Genomic DNA, 22,488 nt, shown 5'->3' with positions numbered 1-22,488 from the left:
AGACGGAAAATGCGGCATGGTAGCACACCCATCCCGAAACCCCGATAGGTAAGCCCCCGGCGTCGCAACCGGGTGGTATGAGCCTCGAAGCCGATATCGACGACCTCTGGCAACGGAAACAGGACGGCCTCTCGGCGGCCGACACGACCGACGACCACCTCGCTGTACTCGATGAATTCCTCACGGCGCTGGAAGCCGGCGAGGTCCGCGCCGCGGAGAAGTCTGGCGGCGAGTGGGAGGCGAACGCGTGGGTCAAGCAGGGCATTCTGCTGAACTTCGGCCTGCGCGAGACCGTCGCCCGGGAGTACGGCGGCGTCGACTACCACGACGTGCTCCCACTCCGGGAGACTGAGGACCTCGGCGAGCGCGGGACCCGCAACACGCCGGACGGCACGACCATCCGCCGTGGCGCGTACCTCGGTGAGGACTGCATCATGATGTCGCCCTCGTTCGTCAACATCGGGGCGTACGTCGGCGACGGGACGCTCATCGACTCCTGTGACACCGTCGGTTCCTGCGCCCAGATCGGCGAGAACGTCAAGCTCGGCGCGAACACGCTCATCGGCGGCGTCCTCGAACCGGTCGAGAACGCCCCAGTCATCGTTGAGGACGAGGTATCGCTGGGCGCTGGCTGTCGCGTCACCAGCGGCTTCGTCGTTGGCGAAGGCTCGATTGTCGGTGAGAACACGCTCCTGACGCCGCGGATTCCCGTCTACGATCTCGTCAAGGACGAGGTACTGTACGGCGAACTGCCGCCGGAACGGCGCGCCTTCCAGCGCTTCGTCGACTCTTCAGTCGGCGAGAACGACCTGATTCCCGGCGGGGCGTACAAGCCCGCTGTGGTGGCGACCGATGTCGAGGAGGAGACGCTGGAAGCGACGGAGAGAGAAGACGCGCTTCGGGAGTAGCGAGGGCGCGCGAAGCGCGGCCCTCGGTAAAGCGAACGGTGAGCGAAGTGACCCGCGAGCAATGGAGTTTCGACCGTGGAGAGCGCTCTCGGCATCACCTCGTCCGGCGGGCGCATCTGGTGGACGGACTGATAGTTGAGACAGTCTACGCCACGGTCAAGAGTTGTTGAGTATCGAAGCTGAGTGACTGGAGGGGAGCCAACGGCGGCGTGTCGCTCGGACTTCAGGCCGCGGTGGTATCGCTGTCGATCTCGTCAAGTGTCGTTTGCCGCCCGTCTGCGACGTTCCCACGGCGCTGGTAGGACTCTCTGAGGGTGAGTGCCAGTGCGCCGAGGCCGAGTAAAAGCGCAAGCAGTTCGAACACCCACCCGACAACCGGTATCGCACCGAGAATTGCAAACCCGATGAGGCCGACGACGAGCGCGAGCCAGCGGTTCTCCCGGTCAGCGAGCGAGAGCGCCCACGACCCAGCGGCGAACTGGCCGTAGACGACGGCGACCCACACCGCGACGCCGAAAATGACGGCACCGACCAGCGAGAGCGGGATGCCGACGATGGTGAACAGGAGAACGACGAGGACGACGGGCACGGCGACGAGTGTCAGCAGGCCGACGCCCCCGGACTTCGCCGGGCGCTCCGCGACGTGTCCGGCGACGCGCGCTGAAAACGACGGGAAGGCGGCCAGTAGGATCGCACCCAGCAGGAGGTTTACGAGCAGGCCGTAGACGACACCGATCCATGACGGAAGCGCGAACTCGCCGGAGTCCGGCCCGGCGCTGTCGCCGATGCTCTCGTCCTGAACGACACTCCCGCCGATGGTGGCCTCGGGATCGCGGGTGAACGTGGCTGCGTCGTAGCGGACGTCGCCGCCGACCGACGCCGTCGGCCCGAGGACGAACTCCTCTGCACCAGCACGGACGGTCCCGTTGACCGTCCCATGAATCGCGAGGAAGCCAGCACCTGCTTCGAGGTGTCCGCCAATCTGGGCTGTCTCGCCGATCTCGACTGTCCCGCCGGCGACGCTGACGTTGCCGCCGACAGTGCCGTCGATACGGACAGTCCCCGCCGCAGCCTCGATGTTCCCACCCACCTCACCGGCCTCGGTGACGTGGACGGTCCCTGCCGCGGTTTCGACGTCTCCGGTCACCGTCCCGCGAACGATGACCGTCCCGGCGACCCCCTCAACGCTGTCGTACGTCTCGTCAGGTCCGATGATTATGGTTCCGCTTGCTCCCTGATACGACTGCGCGGCAACGGTACCGGCCACAGTCGATAGCAAAACGAGCGACACGAGCGCGAGCGTAGCGACCCGGAGGCCGCCGCTGGCGAGTCTGGAAGACATGCGATTTGATTGTATTGGGAACATGATAAATGTGTGATAACATTATCAGGCAGCGAGAACGCCACCCGAACGGTGTGAGCCGGGCCGCACTCGTCCAGACCGAGCGGTCTGTCCGCGCCGCGGTGTTGTCGTCGCCGATGGAGAGGAGACACTGAAAACAATGGAGCCAGAAGACGCACGCAGAGAGAGTGGGGTGCGCGGAGTAGCGGCCCTCGAAACGTGGACATCGGCCTCTGGGACTGGACCGAAACGAGCGTTTCTGTATCGGTATGTGCTTTTAGTTATAAGACGACAGCGGTTCCTGACGACGCTCTCCAGCGGTCTCACAGGCGACATATCGAGCGTGTATTAGGACTGTATTGGGCAAGGTGAAACCTATAGTGGTTTCTTTTTGGCCGAGTTCCGAGTTTTTGTAATCGCTACTGGCTACACCACCCTGAAACTTTAAGTATTGATAGCATGAAATATTTGCCGTAGATATGTCTAGTGACAGCAAGCAGCAGAGCGCAACCGAGCGGAAGTCAGCGATAAAGAAGCGTCACGAACAGGCGGCAAACGAGGTGCTGCCGGATCGGCGGGAACTGTACATCGGTGGGGAATGGGTCCAGAGTAGCGCCGGGAAGACATTCGAAACGATAGACCCGACAACCGGTGAACCGCTTGCGGAAGTGCAAGCCGGCACTGCGGAGGATATTGACAGTGCAGTTGCGGCCGCATGGGACGCCTACGACGAGACGTATAGCGATATGTCTACAGGCGCACGCCAGGCAATGCTGGATAGTATCGCAGATGCCATTGCGGAGCGCAGCGAGGAGTTCGCGAAGCTCGAAAGTTTAGATAACGGGAAACCGATTAGCGAGGCTCGGATCGATATTGACCTCGTTATCGACCACTTCCGGTATTTCGCAGGTCTCGCTCGGTCGGGCGAGGGACGGACCATTGAAACTGACGACAGCCGGCACGTCCAGACGCTCCGGGAGCCGTATGGGGTTGTTGGACAGATAATCCCGTGGAACTTCCCGTTGCTGATGGCGGCCTGGAAGCTCGCCCCGGCGCTGTCGGCCGGTAACACCGTCGTACTGAAGCCTGCCGAGGAGACGCCGCTGAGTATTCTCAAACTGATGGAAATTACGGAAGATGTGATTCCCGACGGCGTCGTTAACGTCGTCACCGGGTTCGGTCCGGAGGCAGGGGAGCCGCTCTCGAAACACCCTGACATCCGGAAGCTAGCGTTCACTGGATCGACAGAAATCGGGAGTAAAGTGATGCAAAGCGCCGCCGAAACCATCACCGACGTGACGCTGGAACTGGGCGGAAAGAGTCCACTCATTGTGTTCCCCGATGCAGACCTGGAACAGGCTGTCCAGACGACGATTACGGCAATCTTCTTTAACACCGGTGAGTGTTGCTGTGCCGGGTCACGGTTGTTCGTCCATGAAGACATCAAAGACGAGTTCCTGAATGAGCTTGCGGCTGCAGCCGAGGACCTAACTGTAGATGACCCACTGCTGGAGGCGACAGACCTCGGCCCGAAAGTGACCGCAGAGCAGGTCGAGCGGACGCTGGGCTACATAGAGGAGGCAGAACAGGAAGGAGCCGCTTTCGTCACCGGAGGGAGTCAGCCGGACGACGAAGCCCTTTCGGATGGCTGCTTCGTCGCGCCGACACTTATTGACGAGATTGACCACGACAGCAAACCGGTCCAGGAAGAAATCTTCGGCCCGGTTCAGGAAGTGTTCAGCTGGAGCGAGTACGATGAGATGATGGAACTGGCTAACGATGTCGACTACGGTCTCGCAGCAGGAGTCCTCACAGAAGACCTCTCGAAGGCGCACCAGTGTGCAAAAGACATCGAAGCGGGGAACATCTGGGTCAACACCTACAACGACTTCCCGGCAGGCCAGCCGTTCGGCGGATACAAGCAGTCGGGAATCGGTCGAGAGATCGGCGAGGAAACGATCGAACATTACACGCAGACGAAGACGGTGAATATTTCACTCGATTGATGTGAGCGTCCCGTTCCCGCAAGTCCCTCCCGGACAGATTGAAGCCGCCAACGTGTCCATCGCCCCCGACGGGACGAAATACGTCGTCCCGTCAGGGATGCACGAGCGGCTGTTCCGGGCAGTGGTGCCCGACGCTGCTGCGGGGACACGAGACCCCAAAACCGAACTGGCGCTGGCCGGATGGGTGTCACTGCATACAGATGGGCTGACCAGACGTGTGTATATCGATGCCCCGGATGACTTCACCGAAACGGCCATGGTAAAGCGGTTCGCCCGGTCACACGACGCCGAATCGATTGTCATGGCACGCCACCCAAGCGGCGACGTGACCCGCTGGCAGTCGCCAGGCGCTGTGTCCGTTACCGAACAGTGAACTCGGCAGTCAGCAGTCTGTGCTGTCGCTCAGGGTCAGTCCACCTTACTTAGTACGGCCAGGGATGGCCGCTCGCGGCTGGCAACAACGTTGTTTTCAGTCCAGCTACCGACCTGTGGCTATGGATGAACGAATCGACCCGGGCGAACTGCTCGCTGCTGTCGGCTTTGATGCGGACGAGAGCGTGCTAACGCGCCGGCAAGCGGAGGTACTTGCGCTCCGCGAAAACGATGTCCGTCAGAGCGATATCGGGGAGTTGCTCGGCACGTCACGCGCGAATATTTCAAGTATCGAGCGCAATGCGAGAGAAAACGTCGAAAAAGCACGCCAGACGGTCGCCTTCGCAAACACCCTGACCGCACCCGTTTGTGTTGACATCGAAGCCGGGACCGATATCTACGATATTCCACCGACGGTGTATGCCGCCTGTGATGAGGCCGGTGTGGAGGTCAATTACGGCTCCTCGAATCTGTTGCAACTCATCGATGACGCCGTCGATGGGGCGATTCAGCAGGACACGGTGCAGGTGCCACTCCGCATTGATGTGACAAACGACGGTGTCGTACACGTTCGAGAACGGTCGACAGAACGCACAGAGTAACCGGGAACAGTACTGCTGGCTCGAATCGGCAGGCACGGCTCACATACCGGTGTGTCCTCACGCGCCGACAGACGATTGTTGCGCAGCACCGTCCGCATCCGACCGTCGCCCGATAGAGAGATGGCCAGTTGGGGCGCTGTGTGTATCGAAACGGAACCCTTGTTAGCCGCCGACACCGTGGTTTCCCCAATGAGCCACGACTCGCCGCCGGTCCGCCGCCTCGCGGACTGGGACCACGAGCGTCTGGAGGCGGTGGCTGCCGAGCACGGCACGCCGCTGTACGTCGTTGATCTCGACCGCGTCGCCGAGAACTACGAGCGATTTGCCGCGGCGTTCCCCGACGCCCATGTCATGTACGCCGCGAAGGCCCACACCGGACAGGCCGTCCTCTCGAAACTGCTTGAGACGGGCGCGGACATCGAGTGTGCGGCCTGGGGGGAACTCCAGCGGGCTATCGATGCCGGCGCGGACCCGAACACGCTCCAGTACACGGCCGTCAATCCGCCGGATCACGACCTCGACCGTGCCGTCGAACTGGCCGCCGAGAACCCCGGCCTGACGATTACGGCCGGCGCGCGGGACACCTTCGACCGCCTTGAAGAACGCGGCTACGACGGCCGGGTCGCCATCCGCATCAACCCCGGCATCGGGACGGGCCACCACGAGAAAGTGGCGACGGGGAAAGACGCCAAGTTCGGCATCCCCTACGATGAGGTGCCCGAAGTCGCGGCCGACGTGCGCGAGCGCTTCGACCTCGTCGGCCTGCACGCCCACGCCGGCAGCGGCGTTCTCCACGACGACTTAGACGACCACTGCCGAGCCATCGCCAAGGTCGCCGACATGGGCCGAGCAGTCATCGCCGACGGCGCGGAACTGGACTTTGTCGACTTCGGCGGCGGCTTCGGCGTTCCCTACAGGGAGACTGTCGAGCCGCTGGACATGGATACCGTCGGCGAGAAGGTCCGCGAGGCGGTCGGGGACCTCAACGCGCAGGTCAAACTCGAACCCGGTCGCTACGTCGTCGCCGACGCCGAACTGATTCTCACCGAGGTCAACACGGTCAAGGAGACGCCGGCGGCGACCGTCGTCGGCGTCGACGCCTCGCTGGCGACGCTCATCCGACCGGCAATGTTCGGCTCCTACCACCCGATTCGGAACGTCACTGCGCCGGGCCGGGAAGCCGAACCGGTGTCCGTTGGTGGTCCGTGCTGTACGAGCGCCGACGTGTTCTGTACTGACCGACCCATCGCCCGACCCGAGCGGACTGACCTGCTCGCCATCGGCAACGCCGGCGCGTACGGTTACGAACTGGCGAACCAGTTCCACTCCCAGCCGCGGCCGGCGGAAGTCGCGTTCGAGGACAGCGAGACCCGCATCGTGCGGGAGCGTGAGACGCTGGCGGACGTGACTCGCATGGAGCGGTAATGGCGTTCGACATCCCTTCGTTCCACCGGCAGGCCGTCGAAACGCCGTCACACGAGCGCGTCGATGACATGCGCTCGCTGCTGGTCGACACGCTCGAAGACGCCGGCGAGTACCCGGAGATAGACGACCTCGGTAACGTCGTCGTGTCCCGTGGCGATACCGACGGGACCCATATCCTGCTCAACACGCACATAGACACCGTGCCGCCGCATCTGCCCTACGAGCGGCGGACGGAGCCGCCGGGGCCAGACGAGAGTATTGATGGCTCTGGCGGTGACGGGGACGGCGACATCGTCTGTGGCCGCGGCGCCTGCGACGCGAAAGGGCCGCTCGCGGCACTCCTCGATGCGTTCCTCACCGTGACGCCCGACAACGGCCGCGTCACGCTGGCGATCTCCACCGACGAGGAGACGACACAGACCGGCGGCGCACACCTCGCGGACACAGTCGACGCCGACGGCTACATCGTCGGCGAACCGACCGGCCTCGACGTGTGTACCGCCGCTCGCGGCCAGTTCGAGGGGACAGTCACCATCCACGGCGAGAGCGCCCACGCCGCCGACCCCGGCAGCGGCCACAACGCGATTCGGGCCGCCGCGCCGATTCTGCAGGCGATGGAGGCATACGACGAGAAGACAGGCCCCGGCGAACACGAAACGCTTGGCTACCCCATTCTCACCCCGTCGATGGTCGAGGGCGGCGAAGCGACCAATCAGGTCCCGGCCGAATGCACCATCACGTTCGACCGGCGGAGCGTCCCGCCGGAGACCAGCGAGTCCTTCTGTGCCGACCTGCAGGCCCACCTCGAACAGTGGCTCCCGGAGTCGATGGACCTCACCGTGGACCTCATCCGCCCGGATACGCCGTTCCCCGAGGCGTTTGCGACCGACACCGACGCGGAACTGGTCCGCACACTGCAGGAAGCTAGTGGCGGCGGGGTTCGACAGTTCGGGGCCGCGACAGAGGCCTCGTATTTCGCAAGTAACGGGCCGACTGTGGTGTTCGGCCCCGGTGACCTGAGCGACGAGATAGGGGCCGTTGCGCACTCGAAACGCGAGTACGTCCGCCTCTCAGAAGTGCGAACCGCCGCGCGAGCCGTACGGGAGACGGTTGAACGGCTGATCTGAGTGGCGGCCTCGCCGACGGACTGGCCTACGCCGACCGCCGCTGGACGAGGTCGGAGAGCGCCGTCGTCGCGTCTTCGTCTGTTACGCTGTCGAACTCCTCGTAGTAGTCCGCGGTGGCCTGAAACGCCGCCGGTTTTAGCGGGACGACAACGTCGTCGGCCCACCGCTGTACCTCCTCAAGCACGTCCGGCGGTGCGACAGGGGCAGCGGCGATAACCTCGTTCGCGCCTGCCTTTTGGAGACGCTGTATTGCGACACGCATCGCCGCACCTGTCGGAATCCCATCATCGACCAGCAGAACCCGTTTGCCAGCCACGTCAAGCGGCCCCCATGTCTCGCCGTAGTCGACCGCTCGCGACTCGACGGTGTCGCTCGCGTGCGTCTTCGCCTCCTGAACGTACTCCCAGTTCACGTCTAGGAACCGCATCATCGGGCTGTTGATCCACGAGAAGCCCCCCGGCGCGACGGCTCCGATAGTCAGCTCAGGGTGGTTTGGAGCGCGTATACGTTGTATGACGATGACATCCATCGGGAGCCCGGTCGCGTCAGCGACCACGTTGCCGACGGGGACGCCGTTCGGTGCGAGCGTGACGACGATATCGCCGACGACATCCCGCCGGCGCAGCGCGGCCACGAGCTGTTGCGCCGCATCCGAGCGGTCTGTGAACATACCACACTATACGGAATCGTACATCCTAATCATTCCGGTCAGTCGTCACCGGGGCTGGCGGCCGACCGAGCGGGTGGCTGCGTCACCGGCTCAGTCCTGGGGTGTCGGCTGGTCGGGTTCCTGCCCGAGGGCCAGCGTCTCCTCGACCTGTGTGTACGTCAGAACGAGACCGACAAACGCGAGCGCGGCACCGGCAGTGAAGGGCGTGCTGAACGACCCGAAGTTGTACAGCAGGCCCGACGCCAGCGGCCCGATAGCGACGCCGAGACCGAACGCCATTGTCAGGACAGACAGCGTCGTCCCGGACCCTCTCGCGCCGGCCAGATCACCGGCAAGAGCGAGCGACGGGGCGAACACGAGCGCGACGGCGATGCCCTGGACGAACCGCGCCAGAAGCATGCTCCACGGGCCTGTCACGACACCCTGTGCGAACACCGACGGAACAAGGATGACGAACCCGGCGACGATGAACGGCCGTCGACCAAACCGGTCGCTCGCTCGGCCGATGGGTACCTGAAAGACGACGTTCGCGATGACGACGGCGGCAAACTGGACGCTGAAGAACAGGGTCGACTCGTCCAGCCGCATCCGAATTGGCCCTTCGAGCGTGGCAAACAGGGCGATAGTGGCCGCCATTAGGAAGGTGCCGATACCGAGGACGAACACTGAATCGAGCCCCTCCCCCTCTCGGTCCAGAATCGCTATCGAGAGGTCTTTGCCCGCTTCGGCATCGACCGGTGGATCCTGAATCAGGGCCCACACGAGGACGAAGCTCACGACAGCGCCCAGCACGGCGATGGCGAAGGCGGCGGTGAAGCCGGATATCGCGGTGCCGGCGAATCGGTAGGTCACCACGTCGTTCGCGGCGAGTCCGCCGGTGATGACGACGCCGGCGATTATCGGCCCGAACCCGAAGCCGATGAGCCGGAAAGTGTTGAACACGCCGAAGTTCCCGCCGCGCTCGGCGTCACTCGCCGCGTAGTCGTTTACCAGCGCCACCGTCGCCGGAATCGTGAACGCCGCACCGAGTCCCTGAAATGCCCGCGCGGCGAGGACCGTCCAGTACGAGGAGAGGAACGGGTAGGCCGCGCTGCCGATAGCGAACAGCACCAGCCCGGTGAGGACGAAAATCCGGCGCTTACCGGTCCGGTCCGAGAGCCGCCCGGTGAAAGGCTGGCCGAAACTGTTCAACAGGCCGAACAGGGAGAGCACCAGACCGATGAGCGTCTCCGTCTGGAGGGTGAACCCGAGTATCTGCTGGCCGGCGATACCGGCGAGCGACACCTGTCCGCTGGCGATGTACAGGGGGAGCACGATGATGAGAAACGAGTTGCCCAGCGCGTCCGCCATCCGAGCGAACGCGAGCGTCAGGACCCGGGTGTCAGTGCCGAGGACCATCTACCCCTGACGAAGGCGGCCACACTCGTGATAGTTGCGTTCCCCGCGGTGGTACGTCGACCCGAAAACAGCACCGGCGAGACAGCGGCGCTCAGATGTCGTCGGCCTGCTGCGCCGCGATCCCCGTGTAATCGGTCGGCGTCAGCGCCTCCAGTTCGGCCCGGACCTCGTCGCTCACGTCGAGGTCGGCAAACATATCGTGGAAGTCCTCGATGGTGACCTCGCGGCCCCGAGTGGCCTTTTTGACCTGCTCGTAGGCGTCGGCGTACCCTTCGCGCCGGAGGATCGTCTGAACGGCTTCGCCGATGATCTCCGGCGTCGCGGCGAGGTCGTCGCGCATCACCTGCTCGTTGGGGACGACCTTCGCCAGCCCGTTCTGGCACTTGCTGTAGCCGATGAGACAGTGGGCGAAGGCGGCCCCGATGTTGCGCTTGACCGTCGAGTCCGAGAGGTCCCGCTGGAGCCGGGAGTTCGTGACGTAGTCGCCGAGGAAGTGGAGGTCGGAATTGGCCTTCGAGAGGTTCCCCTCGCTGTTCTCGAAGTCGATTGGGTTGACCTTGTGGGGCATCGTCGAGGACCCCGTTTCGCCCTCGACGGCTTCCTGGCCGAGATAGCGGTCCGAGACGTACAGCCACACGTCGAGGTCGAGGTCCAGCAGGATGTTGTTCGCGCCCCGGAGCGCATCGAACAGGACCGCGAGGTCGTCACAGGGGTTGACCTGCGTCGTCAGCGGTTCGTGCTCCAGGCCGAGGTCGCCGACGAAGGAATCGGCGAACGTTGGCCAGTCCACGTCGGGGTAGGCGGCGACGTGGGCCGCGTAGGTTCCCGACGCGCCGGCGAGCTTTCCGGAGAGGCCCTCAGCAGCACGCTCGACCCGACCGATGGCCTGGCCCAGCCGCGAGGCGTAGACGGCCATCTCCTTGCCGAACGTCGTCGGCGTCGCAGGCTGGCCGTGTGTGCGGGCCAGCATCGGCACGTCAGCGTAGGTGTGGGCCATCTCCACCAGCGTATCCCGAATCTCGCGGAGTTCGGGCACCAGCACCTCCTCGGCGGCGGGCTTGACGAGCAGCCGCTGGGCGAGGTTGTTCACGTCCTCGCTGGTCAGGCCGAAGTGAATCCAGTTGGCGGCGTCGAGGTCGTCGGGCATCCCCAGCCGGATGAAGTACTCGATGGCCTTCACGTCGTGGTTGGTCGCCGCGTACTCGCCGTAGCCCTCGGTTTCGAGCTGTTTGACGACGCTCGCGTCCTCGTCGTCGAACTCCTCGTACAGCGCCCGGAGCGTCGCGCGCTGGCCGTCGTCGATTGACAGCGGCGTGGCGTCGAGGTCGGCAAGCGCGATGAGATACTCGACTTCGACTTCCACGCGGGCGCGCATCAGCGCCCGCTCGCTGGCGTACGGGACGAGCGGTTCGGTGTAGCGGGCGTATCGGCCGTCGAGCGGCGAAACGGCGGCCAGTGGCCCTCTCTCGGTCATACCCGAGTGTGCGCGGGAGGCGCGAAAAAGCGTGTCGTTCTCCCGCAACCGCGACGCGGTGCGGCAGCGAGGCGTGGTGTGACGGCGAGAAAGGTGGGGAGCGGGGGTTCGGGTGAAAGAGGAGGCCGCGTCGTTAGTTGCTGAACTCGTTGCAGACCGGGATACCGACCGTGTTGTAGTCGCTCATCGCGGCCAGTTCGTCGGGTACCTGGTGGATGTCGACCGTGTCCTCGACCAGCGCCGTCGGGTCGAGTTTGCTCGATTCCACCATGTCCAGCATTTCGCTGTACCGCGATGGCTGGAGCCCGAGTGAGCCCTTGAAATCGATTTCTTTGGCGACGAACTCGTCGGTCGGGAGCGACACCATCCCCGCCTCCTCGCTGGTGGTCAGTCCGATCTGGACGTGCGTGCCGCCTTTGCGGAGCGAGTTCACCGCGTTCTGGCAGGTCGTTGCGATACCGAGGGCGTCTGCGGACACGTCGGCCCCGCCGTCAGTGATGTCCCTGACCTCCTTTGCGGGGTCGTCGACCGCCTGTGCGTTGACGGTGGCGACAGCGCCGAGGTCTTCCGCGCGCTCCAGTTTCTCGTCCATCAGGTCGACTCCGATGACGTTGCCGCCGAGGGCGTTCGCGATGTGAACCGCCGAGAGCCCGATGCCACCGCAGCCGTGGATAACAACGTCGTCGCCGGCACTGACCGGTGCGCGGTGGGCCATCGCGTGGAACGAGGTCATGAACCGACAGCCCATCCCGGCGGCCGACTCGGCGTCGATACCGTCCGGGAGCGGAACGGCGTTGAGGTCGGCGTTGGGAATGTGGACCTCCTCGGCGAACGCGCCGGGGGCCTGGTTCATGAACCCGAGACCGATGTGGTTCTCGCAGATGTTTTCCCGCCCGTTTCGACAGAGGTCGCAGTTCCCGCAGGCGAAGTTGAACGGAATGGCGACCTCCTGTCCCTCCTCAATGTTTTCGACGTCTTCGCCGACAGAGACAATCCGGCCTGTCGGCTCGTGACCGAGGACGTGTGGCGGGTCAGGCCGGTACCCGAACCAGTCCCAGTCCCCCTGCCAGCAGTGCCAGTCGGACCGACAGATACCACAGCCGATGACCTCGGCGACGGCACCGTCCGGCTCCGGTTCGGGGCGTTCGACTTCTTGTACTGTTAGCGGCTCCTGAAACTCTTCTAGTAGTACTGCTTGCATTACACTATTAACAGAGGATATCTTACTAATGAATATTATGGTTTTTGAGCTACAATATCTTCGCGAGCGAGGAGGTCCGCACCCCTGATATTGTGGTTACTCGGCTGCGTCAATCTAAGTCCAGAATAATTTCAAATAACTGCCGCTGCTGCCGAAGCCGATGACACATATCAAGTAGCCATATTTTCGTCCACATCGAAATACCTTCGACAGAGAGCGAAGAGATGGTCCCGCTAGCCGGCCAATCCTCAACTCAGCCAGCCGTAGTCGCCGTCGGCATCGCCAAAGCGGCCATCCGGTGGGTCAAAGCGATAGAGGTCCTGTCCAAGTGCGACCCACGCGAGGCCGTAGACGGTTGCCGCCGCTGGCTGGACTTCGAACCCGAGGAACGCGATAGTCCCGAGGCCAAGCAACACGCCCAGCCACGGCGGCTGGATGCGCGTCCTGACGAGACCGACGGTGACCAGTAACGACCCGCTGACCAGCACGAGTACGCCGACCGCGATGACCGCCTCGCTACCACCGGAGAGGAGGCGGACCAGTTGTCCGACGGCGAAAACGAGGCCGCCGAGGCCGCCGGCCCACGCACCGATGGTCCCTGGCCGCTTCATCCGTGCGCCGTAGAAATCCTCAATGGCATAGTGACCGGCTACGACACCGAGTGCGGAGAGGGCGGTTCCGGCGAGGATGGAGGTACTCATTTCGGTCTGACCGGTCGCGGACAGCACCACGGCCCAGCCAACCCAGACGACACCACCGACGGCGGCGACCGCACCCGCGCGCTGACACCGTAGCTTCGCCATACGGGCGAGTTGGCGGCGGGCTACAAATGCGCACCGAACCGGTACACGCCGAGAATACAGACATAGCTAATGTGGCTCGGTCGCACGCCACAGACCGGCCGGGGGTTTCGCAACAACTTTGCACGGTCCGGTCGGTCAGTCCCACATGAAACTCGCCGGTATGGCCAGTAACCGCGGCCGAAATCTCATGAACATCGCGGACCGCGCCCCGGGCGGGGCGGAGTTCGCCGTCGTTCTGACCAATGACGCCGACGCGCCGGTGCTCGAAGCAGCCGCCGAGCGCGGCATCCCGACCGAGGTCGTCGAGCACGACGCGGACGAGTCGCGCGAGTCCCACGAGGAGCGCGTCCTCGACGCCCTCTCGGAGTACGACTTCGACCTCGTCACGCTGGACGGGTATATGCGCGTCCTCAGCGAGACGTTCCTCGACGAGACACCGACCGCGCTGAACGTCCACCCAAGCCTGCTGCCGAACTTCACCGGGGCGAACGCTCACGAGCAGGTCCTCGACGCCGGCGTGAAGGTGACGGGCTGTACCGTCCACGTCCTTGATGAAAGCGTCGACGGCGGCCCCATCGTCACGCAGGAACCGATTCCCGTCTTCGAAGGTGACGACGAGGACAGTCTCAAAGAGCGCGTGCTCTATGAAGGCGAGTTCACCGCCTACCCGCGCGTCATCGAGTGGTTCGCCGAGGACCGCGTCACCATCGACTGGGATGCAGGCACGGTCTCAGTAGAGGGCGACGAGGGCGGAGACTTCCCTGCCCGCCGCATCGTCTCGGATGACCTCGCATCGAGTCTGCGCTATGGGGAGAACCCCCATCAGAACGCCGCGCTGTACACTGACACGACCGTCTCGGAGGCCAGCGTCGTCCACGCCGACCAGCTCAACGAGGGTGCGAAGGCGCTGTCGTACAACAACTACAACGACGCCGACGGCGCGCTGAACCTCATCAAGGAGTTCGAGGAGCCCGCCGCGGCGGTCATCAAACACACCAACCCGGCCGGCTGTGCGACTGCCGACTCCGTGGCCGACGCCTACGAGAAGGCACTGTCGACGGACCCGATGAGCGCTTTTGGAGGTATTGTCGCGCTGAACCGCGAGTGCGACGCCGCCACCGCCGAGCAGATCATCGACTCCTTCAAGGAGGTCGTCGTCGCGCCCGGCTACACCGACGCCGCGCTCGATGTACTGTTCGAGAAGGAGAATCTCCGCGTGCTGGATGTCAACGAGAACTTCGAGGTCACCGACAGCCTGACCGAAAAGCCCCTCGTTGGGGGCCGACTCGTTCAGGAGCGGGACACCCAGCACCTCTCAGTCGACGATCTTGAAGTCGTCACCGAGCGCGAGCCGACCGACGAGCAGATCGAGTCGCTGCTGTTCGCCTGGCACACGCTCAAACACGTCAAGTCCAACGGCATCCTCTTCGCCGACGGGACAGAAACGGTCGGCATCGGCATGGGGCAGGTGTCCCGGGTCGACGCCGTCCGGCTGGCCGCGATGAAGGCCGACGAACACGCCGAGGGGAAGGACGCCGAGGGCGCGGTGATGGCCTCGGACGCCTTCTTCCCGTTCCCGGACGGCATTGAAGAGGCCGCCGACGCCGGCATCGAGGCGGTTATCCAGCCCGGCGGCTCGAAGAACGACGAGAGCGTCATCGAGGCCGCGGACGAACACGACATGGCGATGGTGTTCACCGGGCAGCGGTCGTTCAGACACGACTGAGCGGTAGCGAGAGCGTGTCTGAGCCTCGGTAGACGAGTGGCACGAGTCTATCGGTGGTTCCGGCACGACTGAGCGGGACCGCAGCGCAACCGGTAGCCGGCAACGAAAGAGGTTTTGTCGAGGCTTTAGAACCCGCTCCCGATGGCAAACGACAACGACAGGGAGGAAGCTGTCCGCGACGCTGTGGACGTCTCTCGGAGCGGTGCCCCAGCGGGTGGGAGTGTCATCCGTGACCGGTTCTCCGCGGACGAGATCTTCCAGCGCATCATCGTCGCGGCCGACGAGGAGGTGACAGTCGGGACTCGCGAGATGTTCTTCGCCGGCGTCGCGGGCGGGTTCGCTATCACAGTGACGTTCATGCTGTACGCGTCATTGTACGCGAAGACCGGCGGCGACCCGATATTGAGCGCGCTGTTGTACCCGCTCGGGTTTGTCTTCATCATTCTCGGGGATTATCAGCTCTACACGGAGAACACACTCCCGCCGGTCGCGCTTGTCCTCGAACGGCTGGCGAGCATCCCGTCGCTGCTCCGTATCTGGGTCGTCGTCCTGATTTCGAACCTCTTCGGCGGGATGCTCGGCGCGCTCGCGCTGGCGACGACCGACGTTCTCTCCGCCGACGCGGCGGCGGCCGCCGCCGGCTTCGCCCAGAAAGCTATCGCGACCTCTCAGCTAACGCTGTTCTCGAAGGCGGTGTTCGCCGGCCTCATCGTCGCCGGCGTCGTCTGGGTCGACTACTCGCTGCGGGACAGCATCTCCCGGCTCGTGTTGATTTACATCGCCTTCCTGGCGATTCCCTTCGGAAACCTCTATCACGTCGTCGTCTCCGCGACGGAGATGTTCTATCTCGTGTTTATCGGCGAGCTGGCGCTGTCTGTCGGCCTCTGGCAGTTCGTTCTCCCGGTACTTCTCGGCAACTCCGTCGGCGGCGTCGTGCTCGTGACCGTCGTCAACTACTTCCATACGACCGAACGGCGGCTCGAAACAGCGCGAGATCAGGGGTCCAAGCGCCAGCTCACCATCCGGGAGTGGATCTGGGGCGGGTGGTCCGCTTCGGGCCGCTCGTACGTGCCGGCGACCGACGAAATTCCCCAAAGCGATCCGGAGTCGCGAGAGAACGAGCGCTGACACAAACCATTTCAACGGCCTCCGGCTATCGTTGGTGTGAACTGGGTGAGAGATAACCGGCTGCTGCTTCTGTTTGCCGCCGTCGTTCTGACGACGCTGGGCGCTGTCGGGCTGGGAATCGTCGGTGTCGTCGCGACAGTCGGGGCGCTTCTCGGCGGCGGCGCGGTCATCCAGACTTTCGCCGGGTTCCTGCTTGGCACATTGCTCCTAGTGGGCGTTGACATCGTCTTCTCGGTCGCGCTGGTCCGTGCGCTGGCCCGGCGGGCGTCGGTGCCGAAGAGCCAGCGCGTCGCTGGTGGGCTCACCCGTCTCGAATCAGTCGTGCCACCGCTCGCGTCGCTCGGCCTCGCCGACGTGTTCGCGCCGCCGGAGCCGACAGTCGAGGAGCGACACGAGGCGTTGACGCGCCGGTACGTCGAGGGGGACCTCTCCGAGGCCGAGTACGAGCGGGAACTGCAGGCGCTTCTCGGCGAGTCAGAGAACCCGGATTCTGAACTGCTGGACGCCGTCGACATGGAGACCGACCTACCGCGGACCGCGGCGACCGACACCGAGTACGAGCCCGCCCGGGAATAGCCTGAGCGGGTTTTACATAGTCGCCCGACGACGGGTCACGTATGGACGCACCCACGTTTCTCGAAGTCGAGGTGGAGCGAGACGCCATCGCCTCGGCGCTCGACGCCGTTCCCGGCGTCGCCGTTGTCGACGATACCACTACTGGCCCATCACCGGGACCGGCGGGGCCGGACGGGGCCGAGGATTCCGGCCCCAGTCTCACGGACCGCCTCGGGTCGCTGTGGCGACAGTGGGGGCTGCTCGGCACGGGGCTGTCCCTCATCGCGCTCGGCGCGGCAACGGCTTGGCTCTGGTGGTACCGCCGCCGCAACGCTGATGGAACCGATGCCAGGAGCACCGACGAGGACGCGTCGGAATGGGCCACGGAACGTCCAGACGAAACGCCACCACCGGCTGAACCGAGCGTCGACACGCCATCACCGGCCGAGACGGAGTTCGAGCCGACAGCAGCGGTAGAAGACGCCGAGGAGACGCCGGCTCCAGAGGCGCAGGAAACGTCGCTGGCCACAGAGATGCCACGGACTGAGTCCGAGTCCCGGCGGCAGGATACTGGGACGGGTACGGAGCTATCTGGCGCTCCCAAGTCAGAGACCGAGACGGACACTCTGGAACAAGTGGAGACGGAGCCCACTGAGACGGACACGGACGAGCGACCGGAAGCGAAGATCGACCCGGCACCGCTGCTGGGTGCCGCGTTCCTGATTCTGTCGAGCGCGGTCGGTCGGTGGGCCACGCGCGAGCGTAGCGACCAGGCGTAACTGTCGCCGGCAGGCCAGTGGGAGACCAGTTGGGTAAGCAGGCTGTTCGGGGCGTCTTCGCGCCGGACACACGCAACAGTCCGACAGGCTAAAGCGAGCGGCTCCGATAGCCCGACCATGGAGTTCCACGAGGCCGCGAACTTCCTCTTCGAGTTGCGCCGGTTCGCCTCGCGACCCGGTACTGATGCCACGCAGGACCTGCTATCGTCGCTCGGTGACCCACAGGAGGGGCTTCGCTGCGTCCAGATTGCGGGGTCCAACGGGAAGGGGTCCACCGCGCGGATGGTCGAACGAACGTTGCGGGAAGCAGGCCTCGATGTCGGACTGTACACGTCCCCGCATCTCGACGACGTGCGCGAGCGAATCCGTATCAACGGCCGGAAGCTCTCCGAGGCCGCGCTCGTCGAGTTCGTCGAATCGGTTCAGGCGTACGTGACCGAGCAGGGCGCGGCCAATGATTCGCCCACCTTCTTCGAGACGATGACTGCGATGGCGCTGTGGGAGTTCGACCGCCAGGACGTCGACGTTGCAGTGCTGGAGGTCGGTATCGGCGGCCGGTACGACGCCACGAGCGTGGTCGATCCGGTCGCAAGCGCCGTCACGTCCGTGACGCTCGAACACACCCACATCCTCGGCGATACCGTCGAGGAAATCGCCCACGACAAGGCCCACGTCGCCCCGGACGGCAATCCGCTGGTGACCGGGATGACAGGCGACGCGCTCGCGGCCGTCCGCGAGTTCACCGACGATGTCGTGACCGTTGGGAGCGCCGTCGAGACAGACCAGAGCCCGGCCGAGAGCGAGGCCGATATATCCGTGAACTACGGCGGTCGTGAGGGGCTGGAGGGGTCGGTCTCGGTCGACGGCCCGGACTGGAGCGTCGATACCTCCCTCCCGCTGCTGGGCGCACATCAGGCACAGAACGCCGGAATCGCAGCCACACTGTGCCGGCAGGTCGCGGACGTCTCGCAGTCCGATCTCGAACGCGGCCTGCGAAACGCCCACTGGCCCGGTCGGTTCGAGGTGATGAACGAGTCGCCGCTGGTCGTCCTCGATGGGGCACACAACCCCGGGAGCATCGAGCGCACCGCGGAGACGCTGTCCTCGTTCGACTACGACGACCTCTACGTCGTCATCGGGGCGATGGTCGACAAGGACCACGAGCGCATCGCCGCGGCGTTACCGGACCCGGACCACGTCGTCGCCTGCCAGCCTGACGTCGACCGGGCGGAGTCCCACCAGGTTGTCGCGACCGCGGTTGAGAACGCGACCGACGCCACCATCGAGACGCGAAACGACGTATCCGGGGCGCTCGATATCGCACTCGACGCCGCGGACTCCGGTGATGCAGTCCTCGTGACCGGGTCGCTGTACGCCGTCCGGGAGGCCCGGACCGGCTGGTCGCGCTCGCTGATCCCCAAGCAGGTCGACTCGCTGGCCGAGGCCCGCGAGACCATCGAGAGCGCCCACGTCACCGATACCGGGGCCTGGCGGATGCGGGGGAAGGGCGTCCACCGCGTCCTGCGTACCCGCGTCCAGCCGCGACAGGCCCAGTATCTCAAGGAGGAACTGCTGTCCTTGGGCGGCGAATGTGCCGTCTCTGGGCTGGACGGCCAAGAGGAGGAATCAACCGACGTGGTCATGATGGCGACGATGGCCCAGTACAAGCGCCTCGCGGAGAAGCTGGACGGCCAGCCCTACGGGCTCGCGTCCTTCGCCGACGAACTGCGGGGGGCGCTGTCCATCCAACAGTCCGAGCCAGACACGTCGGCAGCGTATCCCTGGGACGACGGCACAGCCGTTATGGGTATCTGCAATATCACCCCGGATTCCTTCCACGACGGCGGCGAGTACAACGCCGTCGAGGACGCCGTCGCCCGCGCCGAGCAAATGGTCGAGGACGGCGCGGATATCCTCGACATCGGCGGGGAGTCGACCCGGCCCGGTGCCGAACCGGTCCCGGTCGAGGAGGAGATCGACCGCGTGGTGCCGGTCATCGAGGCGCTTTCGGAGCTGGACGTCGCCATTTCCGTCGACACGCGGAAGGCCCCAGTCGCGCGAGCGGCGCTCGACGCCGGTGCGGACATCCTGAACGACGTCTCCGGCCTCGAAGACCCCGAGATGCGCCTTGTCGCCGCCGAGTACGACGTGCCGGTGGTCGTGATGCACTCCATCGAGACGCCGGTCGACCCCGACAGCGACATCCACTACGACGACGTGGTGGGGGACTGCATCGACCAGCTGACGGAGCGCGTCCTGCTCGCGGAAAAGGCCGGACTCGACCGAGACCAGATCATCGTCGACCCGGGCATCGGCTTCGGGAAAGCTGCCACGGAGGACTTCGAACTGCTCGACCGACTTCCGGAGTTCGAGGCACTCGGCTGTCCAATCCTGGTCGGGCACTCCCACAAGTCCCTGTTCGGGCTGGTCGGACAGGAAGCGGGCGACTGTCTGGAGGCGACCATCGCCGGGACGACGCTGGCGGCCGAACGGGGGGCCGACATCGTTCGCGTCCACGACGTCCCGGAGAACGTTGCCGCGGTTCGGGTCGCTGAGGCAGCTCAGAACCCGGAGAAATTCGAGGACTGAGCGGCGCTGTTTGTCCGTAATTCCACCAGACCGAAAGCACTTACGCCACCACCGAGCACCGCTGGTATGGATCAGCGAGACGTTGTCCGCGAGGGGTACGACGAGATTGCGAGTACCTACGCCGAGAAGCGGGACGGGAACGGTCGCGAACGGACCCTTGTCGAATCGCTTGCAGCGGCCCTCCCTGATGGTAGTCGCGTCCTCGATGCGGGCTGTGGTGCGGGTACGCCGGCAATGGAAGTTCTCGCCGATCAGCACGATACCATCGGACTGGATATCTCAGCCGAACAGCTCCGTACCGCTCGTGATACTGTCGACTCCGACGGACTGGTCCGTGGTGACCTGGCGACGCTCCCGTTCGCTGACGATACGTTCGAGCCGTTGTCTCCTACCACGCCGTCATCCACGTTCCAAAGGACGAACACGCCACTGTCTTTTCCGAATTTGAGCGCGTGCTCCGGCCCGGCGGGCAACTCCTGGCCGCGCTAGGAGACGACCCATGGGAAGGCACGAACGACGACTGGCTGGATACCGGCACCGCCATGGCCTGGAGTTTCCACGGTCGTGAACGTAGCGCAGATCTACTGACGGAAGCCGGCTTTCGCGTCGAATCGGTCGAACCGGTCGACGATGAACTCGGAGGGACCTTCGCCATATTCCGGGCACAACCGGAGGACAGCGAGACACTGCCGGGTCACAACTGAATCAGGGGACTTGCGTTCGTGTGGAGAAGGGTTCTATAACCAGGACTACTCGGGCAGTTGTTCGGTGCGTTAGGCCTGGGCGGCACAAGCAATTTCCCCACTATATTGGGGGGATTATTCCCGATATCTCTCAACAATGAAAATCGGGAGCGAACATATAAGGTTTGTATCGGTGGAGGTCCGCCATGGAATTACGGGACGGGAGTAAGAACTCCCGAGAGCGCATCAGTTCTTCTGACAGAAAAGCGGTCGACGGCGGAACGCTTACCGATCGTATCGGACTGGACGCCGGGGAGATACGCTGGCGGAAGGAGTTCACCGGATTCGACGAGTCGGACGTCGACAATCTGACCGCGATGGAAGCGAAGACGAACGCCCGGGCCGAATCTGTCGTCGACGACTTCTACGATCACCTCAAATCGTTCGACGAAACCATCGAGATTTTCGGGCGGTCCACCAAGTCGGTCGACCAGCTCAAAAACACACAGTCACAGTACCTCCGCGACCTCGTCGCCGGGAGCTACGACAAACAGTACTTCGAGAACCGGGCCCGTATCGGGAAGATTCACGACATGCTCGACCTCGGCCCGAAGATCTATCTCGGGGCCTACAGCATCTACTTCGAACATTTCCTGCGGACAATCGTCGAGGACCTACAGTCGGGCGACGCCGCCCGGGACGAGGCACTCGAAGAGATGCAGGCGCGGGCGCTGTCCGTGTTCAAACTCCTCAACCTCGATCAGCAGGTGGCGATGGACACCTACATCGACTCGTACAGCCAGCGTCTGGAATCGGCAATCGATGACCAGCAGGCGCTGATGGAGGAGGTCGAGAGCGGACTCCAGCAGCCCATCGACGAACTGAGCGCCTCAGCCGAGGAGGTCGCCCAGACGAACCAACAAATCACCGACACAGCCGAGACACAGTCCGAGTCGATGGACGAGGTGGCGGGCGAGGTCGCGGATATGAGCGCAACCATCGAGGAGATCGCCTCGACCGCCGAAGAAGTCGCGAGTACCAGCACATCGGCCGAGGAAAAGGCGGAACGCGGGAACGAAGCCGCACAGCAGGCCGCGGCCATGATGAACGACGTCGACGACGCTGTCGATACGGTTTCCACAGACATCGCCGGCCTCCGGGAGCAGGCCGACGAGATCGACGACATCGTCGAGGTGATCAACGACATCGCGGACCAGACCAACATGCTCGCGCTGAACGCGTCTATCGAGGCCGCACGCGCCGGCGAGGCGGGCGACGGGTTCGCCGTTGTCGCCGACGAAATCAAGACGCTCGCCGGAGATTCACAGGAACACGCGAACCAGATCGAGGACACCGTCACAGAGATCCAAGACGAGACCGTCGACGCCGTCGAGAGCCTCGAAACCGTGACAGAGCAGGTGACGGAGGGCATCGATCAGGTCGAGACGGCGGCCGAACAACTCGAAGAGATCGTGTCGGCGGTCAACGAGGCAGCACAGGGCATCCAGGAGGTCTCGGCGGCCACCGACGACCAGGCGGCGTCGACCGAGGAGGTCGCCAGCATGATCGACGAACTGTCGAGCGGCATCGACGACATGTCAGCACAGCTCGACGACCTCGCGGCGACGAACGAAGAGCAGACGGAGAAGATTCAGGACGTGGCCGAGACGGCGCGCCGACTCGACACCGACACAGAATAA

The 22,488-nt window shown here is 64.3% G+C and carries 20 protein-coding genes; 14 read left to right on the top strand and 6 right to left on the bottom strand.

Annotation, left to right across the window (positions count from 1 at the left end; all coding sequences use genetic code 11):
• Positions 1-77: 77 nt before the first annotated feature.
• Positions 78-908 (top strand): 2,3,4,5-tetrahydropyridine-2,6-dicarboxylate N-succinyltransferase, encoded by an 831-nt coding sequence (locus tag HAH_RS04620; protein ID WP_014039869.1) that lies wholly within the window; start codon positions 78-80, stop codon positions 906-908.
• A 223-nt stretch (positions 909-1,131) separates the two neighbouring features.
• On the opposite strand, the gene HAH_RS04615 is transcribed toward HAH_RS04620, so the two are convergent.
• The gene (locus tag HAH_RS04615; RefSeq protein ID WP_014039868.1) at positions 1,132-2,250 is read right to left on the bottom strand and encodes a bactofilin family protein; all 1,119 of its coding nucleotides are present in this window, start codon (positions 2,248-2,250) and stop codon (positions 1,132-1,134) included.
• A 479-nt stretch (positions 2,251-2,729) separates the two neighbouring features.
• On the opposite strand from HAH_RS04615, the gene HAH_RS04610 reads away from it, so the two are divergent.
• The 5 genes from HAH_RS04610 to HAH_RS04590 all read left to right on the top strand — a co-directional run bounded on the left by HAH_RS04610 (position 2,730) and on the right by HAH_RS04590 (position 7,782).
• Positions 2,730-4,256: an aldehyde dehydrogenase family protein gene (locus HAH_RS04610; RefSeq protein ID WP_014039867.1), complete on the top strand. Its 1,527-nt coding sequence runs from the start codon at positions 2,730-2,732 to the stop codon at positions 4,254-4,256.
• Between the two features lies 1 nt (position 4,257).
• A complete protein-coding gene (locus tag HAH_RS04605; protein ID WP_014039866.1) occupies positions 4,258-4,629 on the top strand; it encodes a hypothetical protein in 372 nt (123 codons plus the stop codon).
• 121 nt (positions 4,630-4,750) lie between these two features.
• Positions 4,751-5,230, top strand: coding sequence for a Tfx family DNA-binding protein (locus HAH_RS04600; protein WP_014039865.1), 480 nt, complete (start codon positions 4,751-4,753; stop codon positions 5,228-5,230).
• A gap of 189 nt (positions 5,231-5,419) precedes the next feature.
• Positions 5,420-6,655 (top strand): diaminopimelate decarboxylase, encoded by a 1,236-nt coding sequence (gene lysA, locus HAH_RS04595; protein WP_044951737.1) that lies wholly within the window; start codon positions 5,420-5,422, stop codon positions 6,653-6,655.
• The gene (locus HAH_RS04590; RefSeq protein WP_014039863.1) at positions 6,655-7,782 is read left to right on the top strand and encodes a M20 family metallopeptidase; all 1,128 of its coding nucleotides are present in this window, start codon (positions 6,655-6,657) and stop codon (positions 7,780-7,782) included. Before lysA ends, HAH_RS04590 begins: the two co-directional genes overlap by 1 nt.
• 25 nt (positions 7,783-7,807) lie before the next feature.
• On the opposite strand, the gene HAH_RS04585 is transcribed toward HAH_RS04590, so the two are convergent.
• The 5 genes from HAH_RS04585 to HAH_RS04565 all read right to left on the bottom strand — a co-directional run bounded on the left by HAH_RS04585 (position 7,808) and on the right by HAH_RS04565 (position 13,328).
• Positions 7,808-8,452, bottom strand: a complete 645-nt coding sequence (locus HAH_RS04585; protein WP_014039862.1) for a phosphoribosyltransferase — start codon at positions 8,450-8,452, stop codon at positions 7,808-7,810.
• Between the two features lie 90 nt (positions 8,453-8,542).
• Complete coding sequence (locus HAH_RS04580) at positions 8,543-9,850, bottom strand: MFS transporter (RefSeq protein WP_014039861.1); 1,308 nt, start codon at positions 9,848-9,850, stop codon at positions 8,543-8,545.
• 91 nt (positions 9,851-9,941) lie between these two features.
• The gene (gene purB, locus HAH_RS04575) at positions 9,942-11,324 is read right to left on the bottom strand and encodes an adenylosuccinate lyase (protein ID WP_014039860.1); all 1,383 of its coding nucleotides are present in this window, start codon (positions 11,322-11,324) and stop codon (positions 9,942-9,944) included.
• A 133-nt stretch (positions 11,325-11,457) separates the two neighbouring features.
• A complete protein-coding gene (locus HAH_RS04570; RefSeq protein WP_014039859.1) occupies positions 11,458-12,525 on the bottom strand; it encodes a zinc-dependent alcohol dehydrogenase family protein in 1,068 nt (355 codons plus the stop codon).
• Positions 12,526-12,773: 248 nt separating this feature from the next.
• Entirely contained in the window at positions 12,774-13,328 is a 555-nt protein-coding gene (locus HAH_RS04565) for a hypothetical protein (RefSeq protein WP_014039858.1), read from the bottom strand.
• A gap of 145 nt (positions 13,329-13,473) precedes the next feature.
• Here HAH_RS04565 and purH point away from each other — a divergent pair, with 145 nt between their 5' ends.
• The 8 genes from purH (at position 13,474) to HAH_RS04530 (ending at position 22,488) form a co-directional block, all read left to right on the top strand.
• On the top strand, positions 13,474-15,054 hold the full coding sequence (gene purH, locus HAH_RS04560; RefSeq protein ID WP_014039857.1) for a bifunctional phosphoribosylaminoimidazolecarboxamide formyltransferase/IMP cyclohydrolase: 1,581 nt from the start codon (positions 13,474-13,476) through the stop codon (positions 15,052-15,054).
• A gap of 141 nt (positions 15,055-15,195) precedes the next feature.
• Positions 15,196-16,182 (top strand): formate/nitrite transporter family protein, encoded by a 987-nt coding sequence (locus HAH_RS04555; RefSeq protein ID WP_014039856.1) that lies wholly within the window; start codon positions 15,196-15,198, stop codon positions 16,180-16,182.
• A gap of 36 nt (positions 16,183-16,218) precedes the next feature.
• Entirely contained in the window at positions 16,219-16,758 is a 540-nt protein-coding gene (locus HAH_RS04550) for a hypothetical protein (RefSeq protein ID WP_014039855.1), read from the top strand.
• 41 nt (positions 16,759-16,799) lie between these two features.
• Entirely contained in the window at positions 16,800-17,516 is a 717-nt protein-coding gene (locus tag HAH_RS04545) for a hypothetical protein (RefSeq protein ID WP_014039854.1), read from the top strand.
• Between the two features lie 117 nt (positions 17,517-17,633).
• Complete coding sequence (folP, locus tag HAH_RS04540) at positions 17,634-20,105, top strand: dihydropteroate synthase (protein ID WP_014039853.1); 2,472 nt, start codon at positions 17,634-17,636, stop codon at positions 20,103-20,105.
• Between the two features lie 66 nt (positions 20,106-20,171).
• A complete protein-coding gene (locus tag HAH_RS20270) occupies positions 20,172-20,594 on the top strand; it encodes a class I SAM-dependent methyltransferase (protein ID WP_014039852.1) in 423 nt (140 codons plus the stop codon).
• Entirely contained in the window at positions 20,507-20,809 is a 303-nt protein-coding gene (locus HAH_RS20125) for a class I SAM-dependent methyltransferase (protein ID WP_267879377.1), read from the top strand. Before HAH_RS20270 ends, HAH_RS20125 begins: the two co-directional genes overlap by 88 nt.
• Before the next feature lie 185 nt (positions 20,810-20,994).
• Complete coding sequence (locus HAH_RS04530) at positions 20,995-22,488, top strand: globin-coupled sensor protein (protein ID WP_014039850.1); 1,494 nt, start codon at positions 20,995-20,997, stop codon at positions 22,486-22,488.

The organism is Haloarcula hispanica ATCC 33960, assembly GCF_000223905.1.
GTDB classification, from domain to species: domain Archaea; phylum Halobacteriota; class Halobacteria; order Halobacteriales; family Haloarculaceae; genus Haloarcula; species Haloarcula hispanica.
The sequence above is the reverse complement of the archived record's forward strand: the minus strand, read 5'-3'. Positions and strand labels throughout refer to the sequence as shown.